Origin of the sequence: Alteribacter populi, assembly GCF_002352765.1 — a bacterium.
Classification (GTDB): domain Bacteria; phylum Bacillota; class Bacilli; order Bacillales; family Salisediminibacteriaceae; genus Alteribacter; species Alteribacter populi.
This window is the reverse complement of record NZ_KZ293963.1, coordinates 869,971-885,428: the sequence shown is the minus strand read 5'-3', so window position 1 is coordinate 885,428 and position 15,458 is coordinate 869,971. Positions and strand designations below refer to the sequence as shown.

At 40.2% G+C, this 15,458-nt stretch carries 10 protein-coding genes and 1 tRNA gene; 7 read left to right on the top strand and 4 right to left on the bottom strand.

Features of this window, described 5'->3' with window-relative positions; genetic code table 11:
- The first annotated feature begins 661 nt into the window (after positions 1–661).
- From CDZ94_RS04335 to uvrA, 4 genes are all read left to right on the top strand, one after another.
- Entirely contained in the window at positions 662–1,429 is a 768-nt protein-coding gene (locus CDZ94_RS04335; RefSeq protein WP_096435294.1) for an alpha/beta fold hydrolase, read from the top strand.
- A 66-nt stretch (positions 1,430–1,495) separates the two neighbouring features.
- A complete protein-coding gene (locus tag CDZ94_RS04330) occupies positions 1,496–2,203 on the top strand; it encodes a MerR family transcriptional regulator (protein ID WP_096435293.1) in 708 nt (235 codons plus the stop codon).
- A gap of 283 nt (positions 2,204–2,486) precedes the next feature.
- Entirely contained in the window at positions 2,487–4,220 is a 1,734-nt protein-coding gene (locus tag CDZ94_RS04325; RefSeq protein WP_096435292.1) for an ABC transporter ATP-binding protein, read from the top strand.
- 219 nt (positions 4,221–4,439) lie between these two features.
- Positions 4,440–6,929 (top strand): excinuclease ABC subunit UvrA, encoded by a 2,490-nt coding sequence (gene uvrA, locus CDZ94_RS04320; protein ID WP_096435291.1) that lies wholly within the window; start codon positions 4,440–4,442, stop codon positions 6,927–6,929.
- Positions 6,930–7,114: 185 nt separating this feature from the next.
- Here uvrA and CDZ94_RS04315 read toward each other — a convergent pair whose 3' ends face one another.
- Positions 7,115–7,924 (bottom strand): alpha/beta fold hydrolase, encoded by an 810-nt coding sequence (locus CDZ94_RS04315; RefSeq protein WP_096435290.1) that lies wholly within the window; start codon positions 7,922–7,924, stop codon positions 7,115–7,117.
- Positions 7,925–8,155: 231 nt separating this feature from the next.
- On the opposite strand from CDZ94_RS04315, the gene CDZ94_RS04310 reads away from it, so the two are divergent.
- Entirely contained in the window at positions 8,156–9,220 is a 1,065-nt protein-coding gene (locus tag CDZ94_RS04310) for an SDR family oxidoreductase (protein WP_096435289.1), read from the top strand.
- A 98-nt stretch (positions 9,221–9,318) separates the two neighbouring features.
- Here CDZ94_RS04310 and CDZ94_RS04305 read toward each other — a convergent pair whose 3' ends face one another.
- Positions 9,319–9,843: a GNAT family N-acetyltransferase gene (locus CDZ94_RS04305; RefSeq protein WP_157811970.1), complete on the bottom strand. Its 525-nt coding sequence runs from the start codon at positions 9,841–9,843 to the stop codon at positions 9,319–9,321.
- Positions 9,844–10,122: 279 nt separating this feature from the next.
- Here CDZ94_RS04305 and CDZ94_RS04300 point away from each other — a divergent pair, with 279 nt between their 5' ends.
- Positions 10,123–11,817, top strand: coding sequence for an outer membrane protein assembly factor BamB family protein (locus CDZ94_RS04300; RefSeq protein WP_096435287.1), 1,695 nt, complete (start codon positions 10,123–10,125; stop codon positions 11,815–11,817).
- A gap of 171 nt (positions 11,818–11,988) precedes the next feature.
- Here CDZ94_RS04300 and CDZ94_RS21160 read toward each other — a convergent pair.
- Positions 11,989–12,085 (bottom strand) — tRNA-Sec (locus CDZ94_RS21160).
- Positions 12,086–12,215: 130 nt separating this feature from the next.
- Between CDZ94_RS21160 and selB the strand changes: the two genes are divergently transcribed.
- Complete coding sequence (gene selB / locus CDZ94_RS04295) at positions 12,216–14,084, top strand: selenocysteine-specific translation elongation factor (RefSeq protein ID WP_096435286.1); 1,869 nt, start codon at positions 12,216–12,218, stop codon at positions 14,082–14,084.
- Between the two features lie 51 nt (positions 14,085–14,135).
- Here selB and selD read toward each other — a convergent pair whose 3' ends face one another.
- On the bottom strand, positions 14,136–15,212 hold the full coding sequence (selD, locus tag CDZ94_RS04290; protein ID WP_096435285.1) for a selenide, water dikinase SelD: 1,077 nt from the start codon (positions 15,210–15,212) through the stop codon (positions 14,136–14,138).
- Positions 15,213–15,458 lie beyond the last annotated feature (246 nt).

Genomic DNA, 15,458 nt, shown 5'->3' with positions numbered 1-15,458 from the left:
ACGACACGCTCGATTTTGGGAAGATGTCCTGATATCGTTAAGTATTTGGTTAAAAAAATGTAGTTAACATGGTAACGATCTACTAACTATGTAAGGTCATGATTCAGAAAAATGGTTAAAAATAAAGACGATCATAAAGGAAATTACACTCATACTAGAAAATAAAATCATTAACGTCATATCGATAATGGGTTGATATAACGTAGAAAAATAATGAGCTTTAATAAAAAATAACCATGCAGCACAAAAAGTAATGAAAGATGGGAGGTATTTGATCCACCATTGTTTGGCAGATACTTTCGAAAATTTTTGGGTTAATCGAAGAGACAAAAATACAAACAGTATTATTGTACAAGTTACCAGCAAGTTCATTTAGTGTTCACCTCGGTCATTGATAAGTGTCCTTCTCCATCATTTGAGTTTACCCGCTATGCATGAAGGGCAAACATTCGCTTCGATCATTGCCTGGTGAAACGATGCCCTTCATTGATTTATAATCACAAATAAACGATTCATTCCAACTATTTATGAAGAGGACGGTAATTTTATTATGTTAACTAAAAAAGTAATTTTATTATGAGTTAAATCATTGTTTAATATGGAATATATAGGTAAAATGAAGGTGTACTTCTGAGCTCAGTCATAAAAAGGGGAGAGATTGATGCCATTTTATTATGGGAAAAATGTCCGGCTGTATTATGAAGATAATGGAGAAGGTGAACCGATTGTATTTACACATGGCGCCTCTTGGAACCATCAATTGTGGGACCCTCAAGTAGAGGAATTTTCAAAAGCCTATCGTGTCATTACGTGGGACGTTAGAGGGCACGGTAAATCACAGGATGATGGTGAACCATTTACGAGTAAAACATTTACAGAAGATTTAGTCGGCCTCTTGAATTACTTAAGGATTGACAAGGTTACTTTGTGCGGGCTGTCGATGGGCGGGATTATTTCGATGCAAACAGCGATCGAACATCCAGCGCGAGTAAAAGGACTCATTCTGATCGGAGCACCATGCACTTTTCGTTTCAACCGATATGAACGATTAGTTGTGCCTATGCAAAGGATGCTTAGTTACGTCATGCCTATGCGTGCTTTTGCGAAGGCTCAAGGTTATTATTTTTCCAGGTTTAATCCGGCAAATAAGTCATTTATTGAAGAAGCCGTGCAATCACTTACAAGAAAAGATTGGTCTCAGATATGGCAAGCTTTAACGGAGATGGACGTTCAGGATGATTTAAAAGATATTTCTTGCCCTGTGCTGATAATTCAAGGAGAGCAAGATTATATGATCAAACATCAGCAACGGTATATGGCCGAAACCATCCCCAATGCCAGGTGGGAAATTATAAAAGACGCCAATCATGCAACAAATAGAGATAACCCCTCTGCTGTGAATGCTCTGATTGACGACTTTCTAAGATAAGGCTATTCTTCTTATTGAGCATCATTTGGGGAAGAACAATCGAGCAATGAATGAAATGAGGAATCTATGTATTACAAACCAATTGATATTGCAAAAAAGCTTCATATAAGTACAAGTGCATTACGTCATTATGAATCTTGGGGAATTATACCAGCACCAAAGCGAGCAAAAAATGGGTATCGACTTTATGAGGAAAAGCACTTGGCGTATTTTCGTTGTATACGAGTAATGAATTCTGGTTTTGGTATGAATCTTACTTCTAATGTTATGAAACATGTTCAACAAGGTGAAGTAGACGAGGCTTTTTGGCTTGTAAATGAAGCACAAGCAGCTCTGAATCATGAAAAAACTCTAGCAGATAAGACGATGACACTCTTACAACACCCAATGTTAAATCAAATTGATGAGAGACGAGTTAAAGATGAAATGACGATTGGTGAAGTTTCTAAGCTCACGGACGTGGCAGCTTCAGCCATTCGCCACTGGGAAAGAGAGGGGCTTATTCGCCCAAATCGGAACAAGGACAATGGCTATCGGACTTTCAACAGCACGCACGTACGACAAATCCTTTTGATTCGAACACTGCGCAGCACGGTTTTTTATCTGGAAAATATGAAAGAAGTGATCGGTGCTATTGAACATCAGAGTGTTGGAAAGGCAAAACAAGTTATGCAGGATTCTTTAAGTAGTATCCACTGGCTGAATAGAGAACAATTTCATGGTGTACATGAATTATATAATCTATGTACAATTCTTAACCTGCTGGAGGAATGAATTACGTTCTCATAATCCAAGACCAATGAAGAGATAAACAAACGCTTGGAATCTCCAAGCGTTTAATCATGAGTTGGTCCATTCAAACACTTAAAATAGTTTAAACTAACGTGGTAATGTTTTATAAACTATCCATTTAAATTCAACGTTAATTCATAAGAACTTTATCATTTGCATGAATGTCATAAAATTTAATTGTAAGTTAAATTACGCGAATAAACTGGGGGTCCAACATTAAATCTGTACTTTCAATTAGTTATCGAATGGATAGGAGTAATAGAACATGGAAAAAAATCAGGATGGCTTAAAGCCATTTATATCCCTTATTTTATCAACTAAAGTTCCGAAATTGGCACTGACAGTAGGGTTAATAGGGAGTGTTTTGACAACCCTTGTAGGTCTTTCAATACCATTACTAACAAGAGAATTAGTAGATGGGTTTTCTGTAGCTTCAATCAGCATCACTCTTATCATTGCCATTGGTGTAGTCTTTATAGTGCAAGCGGTTATCGATGGGGTATCTACTTATTTACTAGCAGCAGTAGGTCAACAAATTGTCGCTCGCTTGCGAGAGTTTATGTGGTTAAAACTCATTCGACTGCCAGTAAGTTACTTTGATAAAAAAACAAGTGGTGAATCAGTTAGTCGTGTCGTTAATGATACGGGTATTGTAAAAGATTTAATTTCACAACACTTTCCACAGCTCATCTCAGGAATTATTTCTATTTTGGGTGCGGTTATCATTTTACTTATTATGGATTGGAAAATGACATTATTTATGTTGATTTCAGTTCCGATTACGGTCGCAATTATGATTCCTTTAGGTAGAAAAATGGCAAAGATATCACGTGGTTTACAAGATGAAACGGCTGAATTTACAGGTAATATACAACAAACGCTTAGTGAAGTTCGGCTAATGAAATCTTCAAATGCTGAACAAGTTGAAGAGACAAAAGGAATAACTGGTGTTGAAAAATTGCTTGGATATGGATTAAAGGAAGCTCGCATATTTGCTCTAATTGGTCCACTTATGTATTTTATCGTGATGGCAGTGGTCGTAGTGATTGTTGGTTATGGTGGAATTAGGGTTGCAAATGGAACGATGTCAACTGGCTCACTTGTTGCCTTCTTGCTGTACTTATTTCAAATCATCATGCCGATTACCTCATTTGCGATGTTTTTTACACAATTACAAAAAGCCAAAGGAGCAACAGAACGGATCATCGACATTTTAGAATTACCTCCTGAAGACGGTCAGGAAGGTATAGAAAAAGACATTACAAACGAACCGCTTCATGTTTTAAATGTGTCATTTGCTTATAGTAAGGACGAGCCTGTACTTGCTGGTGTATCTTTTGAAGCGCAGCCCGGGGAAATGATCGCATTTGCAGGGCCGAGTGGCGGCGGTAAAACAACGATGTTTGGATTACTGGAACGTTTTTATGAGCCAACTGCAGGTGAAATACAGATCGGGGGTACGCCTATTAGTGATTTCTCGTTATTGTCTTGGCGGAGCCAAATCGGTTACGTTTCTCAAGAAAGCGCGATGATGGCAGGAACCATTCGCGAAAATTTATGTTATGGCTTGGATGATTGGAAAAGGATATCCGATGAACGTTTATGGGAAGTTGCAAAGATGGCCTATGCCGATCAATTTATTACAACTTTTTCAAAAGGATTAGACACAGAAGTTGGAGAGCGTGGTGTGAAACTATCAGGCGGGCAAAGACAGCGAATTGCTATTGCCCGTGCTTTTTTAAGAGACCCTAAACTACTCATGATGGACGAAGCAACAGCAAGCCTAGATAGTCAATCAGAAAGTGTCGTTCAACAAGCATTAACCCGGTTGATGGAAGGGCGTACAACATTCGTTATTGCGCATCGATTATCGACGATCGTCGATGCTGATAAAATCATTTTCATTGAAAAAGGACGAGTCACAGGTATTGGAACCCATCACGAATTGACACACTCACATGAGTTATACCGAGAATTTGCTGAACAGCAATTGTCTTAATTGAACCGGCACTAGAAAGGGTGCCGGTTTTTACGATAAAAGTGAAAGTAAAAGATTAAAGTACCGTGATAAGGTTTTAAATTGCAGTTACTATAATAACAAAATGAAAATACAAAGGCATTTGCACTTGCATAAATGTTGTAAAGTAAATATGTAGAGTGAAAAAAGTGGTTAGGGCCCTCCACTATTTTTCAAAATTGATTAATGGGAGGTACTCAATTGAAAGATGTAATCACAATTAAGGATGCAAAAGAGAACAATTTAAAAAATATTTCACTTGAAATTCCAAAGCATAAGCTGGTAGTTTTAACAGGTCCATCAGGATCTGGAAAATCGACCCTTGCGATGGATATTTTACAAAGAGAATGCCAAAGACAATACATGGAATCAAGCGGAATGGTCTCAGATTCGTTTAGTAAACCGAAAGTCGGCTCCATTGTCGGTTTATCTCCATCAATTAGTGTCGGTCAACATATTACGAACCGTAATCCCCGTTCTACAGTTGGTACCGTTACTGACATGTATACCTATTTGCGTCTTGTATATGAAAAATTAGGAGAACGTACTTGTCCTAACTGTCAAACAAGGATATTACCCTCTTTTGAAAGTAAATTAAATGAAGCCCATGTTTTTGAACAAGAAGTTTCAGAGTATGCCGAGTTCATTGATTGTCCAACTTGTCAGCATAGGATGGAGAGGTTAACAAGGAGTCATTTTTCGTTTAATAAGTTAGAAGGAGCATGCCAGACATGTAGTGGGCTGGGCGATGTGGTCGATATCAATATCGGAGTCGTCTTTAACGAAAACCTTAGTTTACGAGATGGAGCTGTGACGTTTTGGTTTGATTCACTCACTGAGTACCAGGTTAGTATTTTAGAGGCTGCGGCTAAGTATTATGAATTCGATTTTGACGTAAACCTTCCTTTAGAAGATTATAACGATATTCAACGCGATCTTTTGTATTATGGAGTTGAAAGTGAGGTTTTTTCAGCTCATTTTCCAGGTATTAAACCTCCTAAAAGTGTGGGGAAAGGGAAGTTTGAAGGTGTTCTTACTGGAATGTGGAGAAGGTACAAAGAGAAGGATGGAAATTCTGGTGAGGCATCCTATTTTTTAAAACAACCATGTCATGATTGTCACGGGGAGCGGTTAAACAAAGAGAGTCGGCTTGTAAAGGTTGCAGGAACTACCATTACCGAGCTATCACGAGCTTCATTAAAAGATGTACTCATTTGGTTGAAAAACCTTCAAAATAACCTTATTCAAGAAGACGAATCGATCGTGGAAACGGTTATTCATGATTTAGTAGTTAAAGCTACGAGAATTGTTGATGTCGGACTTGGTTATCTATCGATGGACCGACAAGCTGTTTCCTTATCCGGTGGGGAGGCACAACGACTGCGATTAGCCTCTATTCTTGGATCTGGACTAACAGGCGTACTTTACATCCTTGATGAACCAACTGCGGGGCTGCACCCGAAGGATACAAGAGGCCTAGTTAAAGTACTGAAACAACTGCGGGATTTAGGCAATACTGTCCTTGTCATTGAACACGATCTTCAAGTGATGCAAGAAGCTGATCATGTGATTGACATGGGACCCGGCGCAGGCCAGTTCGGCGGCCGTATCGTCGGGCGAGGTCTATTGCATGAATTAAAGGAGCAACAGCATTCGGTGACGGGGGCACACCTAAGAGAGGACACCCTGATAGATAGAGATGATAGAAGAGGGACTGGACGTTATGTAACGATCCATAACGCATATCGGCATAATCTAAAAAACATAACTGTCTCGTTCCCACTAGGTTGTTTTGTTTCTGTAACAGGTGTTTCTGGCTCTGGTAAATCGACGTTACTATTTGATTTACTTGCCTCGGGTCATGTAGACAGGCGGTACTACAATGGTTGTGAGAAAATTACCGGGCTTGAAGACGTTAAAAAAATGATTACGGTTGACCAGTCTCCTCTTAGCCGGATGCAGCGCTCAAACATTGCCACCTACACGGATGTGTTTACCTTACTACGAAATCTATTCTCCGGATTACCTGAATCAAAGCGAAATAAGTTAACGGCGAAGCATTTTTCTTTTAATACGACTGGTGGAAGATGTGAGCACTGTCAAGGACTCGGTGTTGTATCGGTCAACATGCATTTCTTGCCGGATATAGAGGTTCAATGCCCGAAATGTCACGGCAGAAGGTTCAACGATGACATTCTATTAGTTACTTATCAAGGGTATACGATCTCTGACATTCTTGATATGAGCATTGAAGAGAGTTTAGAATTGTTTGAGGATCAAAAGAAAATTTCAAAGATCATTCAACTGTTATGTGAGGTTGGACTTGGGTATTTAAAGTGGGGTCAATCTGTTACTACGTTATCTGGAGGAGAAGGGCAGCGTTTGAAGCTGGCGAAAGAATTGAACAAACAAAAGACCGCTCACACGCTTTATATTTTGGATGAACCATCAACTGGTTTACATCCGAGCGATGTAAAACAGCTTTTGTTGTTATTAAACAAGCTTGTCGACGCTGGAAATACTGTTATTGTAGTTGAGCATAATAGCGAGATTATTCTTGAATCTGATTGGGTTATTGATATTGGACCGGATGGTGGAGAAGATGGGGGAAATGTTATTGCAGAAGGGTCGCCAAATGAAGTGTCCGCACACGAGGCTTCTTATACCGGACAGTTTTTGAAAAATGGATAAGAGCTTTATTTTCATAACAAAACGCTTGAATAAAACCCAAGCGTTTTGTTGTTTTTATATAGAGGAATTTATAAGTGGACAGCTACCTTCACGCCGCTCGTCTCTAGGGCAAAGCATCCAGGAGACTTAAAACATGTGGTTGAAATGAACGCGGCTTGCACTTTTCTTTATTGGTTACTTTATCTTTAAATAGCGCTTGCATTTTTTGGATGTTGAAAGTGGCTTATTGTTTGCAGAAATGCTAAAGCGATTTCGTTAAAATCATCCGGTTTTTCGATATTACATACGTGCCCGCAATTTTTTATAATATTGAGCTTGGAATATGCCTCTTTCTTAACAAAGCGTTTGATCCCTCGAAGAAACATATGGTCTTCTGATCCAGAAACGTAGAGTTTTGGAATCGTGTTCAAACTTGGCTTTAGTTTTTCATAGGTTTTATAGGCATCTCGTGCCACAAATGCCCATTTATGATAGTCGTCTTTTCCAAGTTTAAAAGCTTCACGAATAAAAATTGCTCTCGAGTTGCGGTGGTTCCTTTTTGGTAGTAATAGAAAGGCAAAAATAGAATAAGGAACCATATAAGGAAGTAGTTTACGAATCGGCTTAGATAACGTCAATTTACCTAGCAATTCTCCCCATTTTAACCAACGAGAAGCAGCACCAGCAAGCACCATTGACTTGATTCGGTGACTATGGTTTAAAGAAACTTCCTGCATGACGATCGTTCCAAGGGAAACACCTACAAAATGGGCTGATTGAATGTTTAAATGGTCCATTAGCTCAACGACTTTACGTCCCGTTAAAGAAAGGTAATCCTGTTCCTCGAAGGAAGGCGACTGGCCATGGCCAGGAAAGTCGATACATAAGAGGTTGTAATGTTCCTTGAATTTTTCAATTTGTTTATAAAAAATTGAATGGTTCCCACCTAAACCGTGGAAAAAAATAATCCATTCATCTGTATGGTTCGTTTCAAAGCTGTGAAAGTTTAATAACATAGAGAACCCTCATTTAAAGGCTATTTTAATATACAAAAACATGTAATTACAAATATACCTTATTATTGAGGGGAAAACAATGTTATCATAGAATAAGTCACGATATAGTAACACAAATACGATTTAGACAAGCGTTTTATCCGTTAATTTCCACAAAAGGAAAAACGAAGGGACGTATTTAAATATAGTTTCATGGCACCTTATGCGAATCTATCAGAAGGAGTGGGTCACTTGAATATTTTTGTGACAGGAGCAACAGGTTTCGTCGGGAAAAAATTGACGGAAGGTCTATTAAGAAAAGGTCACACTGTATATGCATTAGTGAGAAGTGAACGAAAACAAAAGGAATTAATAGAGAAGATTCCAGAGGAACTTCACAAGCACTTCCATATTGTATTTGGTAACCTATCAGACTCTCAATTAGCTATAGATGAAAGTAAACTTCAAGAGCTTAAAAGAGATAAGATTGATGTGATTTACCATAGTGCCGCTTATTTATCATTCGATGATAGCGAAAGGGAAGCCTCTTTCAAAGCGAATGTTGAAGGGACAAAAAATGTCTTAGAGCTTGCGAAATTGATAGGGGTACAAAAATTCTACCATGTTAGTACCGCTTACACACTTGGTATGAAAGAGTACGCAACAGAAACGCTCCATGAGCTCGATGGTGATTTTGTAAACAGCTATGAAGAAAGTAAATGTCACGCAGAGCATCTCGTATACTCATATCGCGATGAATTTGACGTAAGTATTTTCAGACCATCCATTATAATAGGCGATTCTGTTACTGGGGAAGCTGAAACAAACTTTGCCTTGTATGGTTTACTGCGAAGCTTTCAATTGTTTAAGAAAAGAATGGATCGTAAGGTGGAAGAACGTTCAAAAACCTTTACGTTTTTATGTAATGAAGACACACCGTCAAACTTTGTTCCTGTAGACTATGTGGTTACAGTGCTGCTTGCAGGAGTAGAGTATGCCGAACGTAACAAAATTTATCATATTACCAATGGATATGAGCTATCTAATGGGTCGATCTTTTCAATTATTAAAGAAGCCCTCCAACTTGATAACGTCGTATTAAAACCGAACGAATATATGCCTTATTTAACGAAAGAAGAGCAACGATTAAATGAACCGCTTGCGGTGTTTCAAACGTACTTGAGTAAGAATGTCGCTTTCAATGATACTAATACGAAGAAACTTCTTGAACAAGCAGGTAAAGGAATGATCTATGTAAATGAAAAACTCCTTCACCATATGATCATGAGTTACTGCCGTGGAGCGGTGAAGGCATAGGAAATAGTAAACGAGCATGAGTATTTCTCTTAGAGATAGCTCATGCTTTTTTACGTGAGCAAAATCAATATGCTTCCAAGTCCCTCCTCACAGGACACTTAACGTAAAACTCTTTCATAGCGGATCCCATCGATCCACTGGCCCCGAAATTCAAGAGATTCTTTCAATACCCCTGCTTCGTGAAATCCATTCTTTACGAGGACAACTTGAGATCCGATGTTATCAGTACTCGTAGTGGCAATAAGGAGGTCAATATTTTGGTTAATTGCTTCTTCTACAGCTAGTTTGATGGCAGCGGTTGCGTACCCTTTCCCTTTATGAGCTTCACCGATACGGTATCCCATTTCTGCCACTTTTAATCCATCATTCGTCTCCTGTACATCCACAAGGTTAATTCTCCCAACAATCTCACCGCTGCTATTTTTAACAACGTACATATAACATTTCCCTGCAGTGGATTCCAATACAAGTGATTTTAAATTTTCTAGAAACTGCGATGACTGATAAAAATCATCACCGCGGCCTGGGATCACTTCTTCAAAAAAAGTACGGTTATTAACTTCGAAATTAAGTAGTTCATCTGCCAACTCCTCTGACAAACCTTGAAGACGTATGTGTCCCATAATCATTCCTCCTCGCATTTTTCTTTTCCCAATCGTAACGTACTTTAAAAAGAAAGAATAGTGAAAAAAAGGTGCCGCTTATATTTTTGATTCATTAGTCGTAGAAACGGTCCTTACAAATAAAAAAAGAAGCAGGCATACAATTGTAGTAAAGGACATTGGCCCTAACTAATAAGAATAAATGTCGAAAAACTTTCATTGTAAGACTGAAAATTATGACAAAATACACAAAAACCCTATGTTAATTTGAGAAATAACACTTAGGAGGGATGATGTTATGTGAAAAACAAACTATTTCTTCTCGTTTGTTCTTGTCTTTTTCTAACTACTACAGGATGTACCCTTTCTTCTGCTGATGGGAGTGCTGGTCAAGCTCAGGAAGTGGAAAGTTTAGATAAGGAGACTAACAGTGACGAAGGGTTAGAAAATCAAGAGCAGAATTTCTATGAGGACGATGTATTCATTAGCGCGAAGAAGGAAAACAATCCGGTTGAAGAAGAGAAGGATAACTATGAAGCGATTGATATCCAAAACTACAATACAGAAAACCTTCACTTTGAGATTGCAAGAAGTGATGAATTTGAATCCGATTACATAGAAAAAGATGCTTTTTTTCCGGAGATTTATACTGAAATTAGCGGTGTTCTTAACTTTCGCGGTGGTCCCTACCGAGATTCGCCTTCATTTGGACGGATTGATGCTGAACAAATGAAAATAGAAAATTCCTGGAGTTTTAGAACGGGCTTTAATCCTGATTGGGGCGGAGGAGCAGGATGGACCGGCCAGCCGGCGATTGTAAAATGGCCTGACGATGTAAGGAAAATGATGAATATAGTTGATGAGTTTAAAGAAAATGACGAATTTGTAGAAGTCATTCAGGGGTCACTTGACGGGAACATTTATTTTTTAGATTTAGAAACAGGGAAAGAGACGAGGGACGCAATCACGGTGAAAAATCCAATCAAAGGGAGTTTATCGATTGATAGTCGTGGATATCCTCTTCTCTACGTTGGAGATGGTGTGCCCCAACACGGAAGGGTAGGCTTTTATATTTATAGTTTGATTGATGGAGAACTTCTTTATCACATTCCGGGTGTCGATGCCTTTGCTTACAGAGAATGGGGGGCATTTGATGGTTCGGCATTAATCAACCGCGAGACCGATACGATGGTCGTTGGTGGCGAAAACGGTGTATTTTATCGAGTGAAATTAAATACTCATTTTAATAAAGACGAAGGCGAGATTACGATTGATCCTGAAGAGCATAAGCTTCGATATCAGGTAGACGGCAATGCTTACCAAGGCATCGAAAACTCTGTGGCGGTTCATAAAAACCTCGCTTATTTTGCTGACAATGGCGGATCCATTGTTGCGGTTAATTTACAAACGATGAAACCAGTTTGGGCACTCCCGGCATTAGACGATACCGATGCGACGGTTGTCTTAGAAGTCATTGAAGACGTTCCGTATCTTTATACAGGAAGTGAGGTTGATAATGTCGGTCGTGACGGAGAAAGTTATATTCGAAAAATCCACGGACTAACAGGTGAAGTATTGTGGAAACAAAGCTACACAGCGTTTTACTATCCAGGTGTTGTAGGAGGCGTCCTTGCCACACCTGTACTTGGAAAAGAGAACATAGAAGACATGGTGATCTTTACAGTCGCTCGTCACAACGAGCGCTACGCCGGAATCATGATAGCTTTAGATAAAAAAACAGGAGAAGAAGTTTGGACGTGGGAGATGCCGCATTATGCCTGGAGCTCCGCTGTTGATGTTTATGATGAAGATGGAAACGGGTACCTTATTCAGGCAGACTCACAAGGAAATGTCCACATACTCGATGGAAACAGCGGGGAACTCCTTGATAACATGAACTTCGGATACAACATTGAAGCTTCACCAGCTGTCTATAATAACAGCATTGTTTTTGCAAGTCGCGGGGGAGAGATTCACCGTGTGGAATTGAAATGAAATGATAGTAAAGTGAAGTCTTAATAGGAGTCACATGACAAATTGTATTGAGTAACTGTAACCGCTAGTATGGATTGAATTGATTTCTGCTATCAATTCTTCTTGGGCAGTCTCTACATTTATACTTGTTGCACTTGCAGGAAAACGGCGAGGCTGTTAAAGCTTAAGGTTTGGCGGGACCGTCTGGGAATCGAACCCAGCAGAGACGGCACGCGTCTCTCAAAAAGTTTTGAAGACTTCGGCAAACACCAGTTACACATCCGGCCCCACAATATTACAGCCTATATTATACTTTGTTTTTTAACGTAATGCACTTATAATCTACCGATGTTAATTTTCAATCGTGTAAATGGATTATGATAAACTAGACCTAGGAGCAAGAGGAGCGTGGTGACTGTATGAAAAAGCATTTTACGATAGGGATGGCAGGGCATATTGATCACGGAAAAACGGCCCTTACGAAGGCATTAACGAATGTAGATACGGATCGGTTGAAAGAGGAAAAAGAGCGGAGTATTTCGATCGAACTTGGATTTGCCCCGGTTAATCTTACTGAAGAAATCGGCGCGTCGATTATCGATGTACCGGGTCATGAGCGGTTCATTCGGCAAATGATTGCTGGAGTAGCGGGGATTGATTTGGTGATGCTCGTCATTGCAGCAGATGAAGGGGTCATGCCGCAAACGGTAGAACATTTAGAAATTCTCGAGTTTTTAGGGGTACATAAAGGGTTGATTGTTATCACAAAAATCGATCAAGTGGACGAGGAAATGCGGATGTTGGTGGAAACCGATGTTGAAGAAAAGCTTCAAGGTTCGTTTTTTGAAGGTGGTCAACTTCACTTTGTAGATAGTTTGAACGGAGAAGGGATTGCGAAACTAAAGCAAGCATTAGTCGAAACGTTGGAAGGTGTGCAAGTACGTGATGCGAAAGGGGCTTTCCGCTTACCGATTGACCAAGTATTTACGGTGCACGGGCAAGGAACAGTCGTTAGGGGGACGGTTTACGAAGGGGAGGTCCGTGAAGGGGAATCGCTTGAAATTCTTCCTCAGACAAAGAAAGTACGTACACGTCAGCTTCAAGTTCATAATGAGCGTAAACAACGAGGACTTGCAGGTCAGCGTGTAGCTTTAAATATCGCTGGGTTATCAAAAGAAGAAATTCGCCGGGGAGATGTGCTCGTCTCAACGAATCACTACCAAACAACACAAGTGTTAGACGTTGACTTGCAAACAGTGGCTCAATTGGACTGGCCGTTAAAACAGCGCACGCCAATAAAAGTACATATCGGAACCGCAGAGGTCCATGGTCGAATCGTCTTTTTTGATCGAAATGAGCTCACACAAGGAGAACACGTTCTGTGTCAGCTCCGTCTCGATGAGCCGGTTGTGTCAAAACGTGGAGACCGGTTTATTTTACGACGGCCAACACCGGTTGAGACGATTGGAGGCGGTGTAGTCATTGATCCGAACGGGGAGCGGTATCGGTTTGGTAAACAGACGGTTCGTATGCTTGAAAAGAAAAAAGAGGGCTCGCCTAAAGACCGGGTCATCGATGTATTAAAAGTGAACAAAGGGCTCTCTACTGGTGGAATTGAGGAAGCTGTTGGTGTTGAGAAAGCAGAGCTTGTCGAGCTCATCAAAGACGAAGCATTCATTCAACTTGGGGAGTATGTTTTGCTTGAAGTGACTCTTGAAGAGATACTTGATTTGATCAAGACTGACTTGAGTGATTATCACGAAAGTTTTCCCCTGAGACCCGGAATAAACAAAGCGGAGCTCGTGCAATCGCTATCGACATACGGAAAATCATTAGCAATGCTTGTATTGAATCATGGTTTACAAGAAAAACACTTCGTTCAGATGGACCAGTTTGTGGCTGTGCCTTCATTTTCCAGCCATTTCCCTCGGAAGTGGAAAACAAGAATGGGAAGTGTAGAAGCCAGCTTGAAAAAGGCAGGGATGGAAGTGGCTTCTTGGGAGGTTGCGGTTGAAAAAGGCGGCATTCCAAGTGATCTTAAAAATGATTTCCGTCATTTCCTAATTAGAGAGCAAATGTTTATTCAACTTGATGAGAAGCATATTGTGTCCCGAGAGGCGTTTGACCTATCGGTGGACCTACTGAAAACTCATACTGATTCTTCGTTTACCCTTCAAGAAGCAAAAGGTGCGCTTCAACTTTCGAGGAAGTACTTAGTTCCTTTTTTAGAGAAGTTGGATGAATTAGGCCTCACGAAAAGATCGGAGACTGAGCGAGAATGGGCATAGCCGGTTAAAATCAACCCCAAAATCCTTACGGGACTTTGGGGTTGATTGTGGTTAAACGACTTCAATAGGTACGCTAAGTTTATCTTTTACACGGCCGATAACTTTCCCTTCAAATCCGTCTTTTCGGTTAAATTCGTTTATGAATAATTCAGCTTCTGTTGGTGATAAACTAACAAGCAGCCCACCAGAAGTAATTGCATCGCACAAGATGAGCTGTTCAGTCGCTGTTAATGAAGGGGTATAATGGACAGCTCCCGCTTCTTCAAGCCAGCGATGGTTCGCTTTACTGCCGCCGGGAATAACCCCTTCAGCGGCTAATTTATGAGTGCCTTGCAGGATTGGAACACTTGAAAGCTTAATATCAAATGATACATCACTGCCGCTAGCCATTTCGTAGGCATGACCGAGCAGACCAAATCCGGTTATATCGGTAACGGCATGAGGGTTAAAGTTTTTTAATACGTCGCAAGCATGTTTATTTAATTGTGCCATTGTAGTTGTTACAAGAGATTCTTGCTCTGGGCTCGTTTGATTTCGTTTTATTCCTGTCGTAACAATTCCGACACCAATTGGTTTTGTTAACACGAGCACATCACCTGGCTGTGCACCGATATTTTTAAAAATCCGCTCGGGATGTACCGTACCAGTAACGCTAAGACCAAATTTTGGCTCACTATCATCGATGGAGTGCCCACCGGCAATGACGGCACCGGCTTCTTCGACTTTATTTTGTGCTCCCGCTAAAATTTGAGCAAGCACGTCATGAGGCAGCTTTTTAATCGGAAATCCAACGATATTTAATACCGTTTTTGGTTCTCCACCCATAGCGTAGACATCGCTTAAAGCATTAGCCGCTGCAATTTGCCCGAAAGCGTATGGATCATCGACGACAGGTGTGAAATAATCGACCGTCTGAACAAGGGCGATGTCTTCTGTAAGTTGATACACACCACCGTCATCAGATGTTTCGTGACCTACGAGGAGACGTTCATTTGGTTGTTTTGGCTCAGGTAAATGACGCAAAACTTGCGCCAGGTCGCTAGGACTGAGTTTACATCCTCAGCCAGCTTTTGTAGAAAGAGCGGTTAGCTTCAGTTGATCGTTGACCGGTTTTTCTTCATTTGTCATTCGTCCCACCTCCTACTACATTCAGTGGCATGTTTTTTGAAAGGCTTTTTTATCATTGATTGTTGCTAATTTGAGCGTTAGGCAAGGTAAATGCTTGCCCTCAAAAAGTAACAATCTATATGGTACAGCCTTTTGAAATGAAACAAATAATATTATACACTAAAGACCGAGTAATTAAAATATTCAAAAAAGGAGACATATCTCATGAGTTACAGAGTAAGCGTTGAATTTTGCATGCAGTGAAAC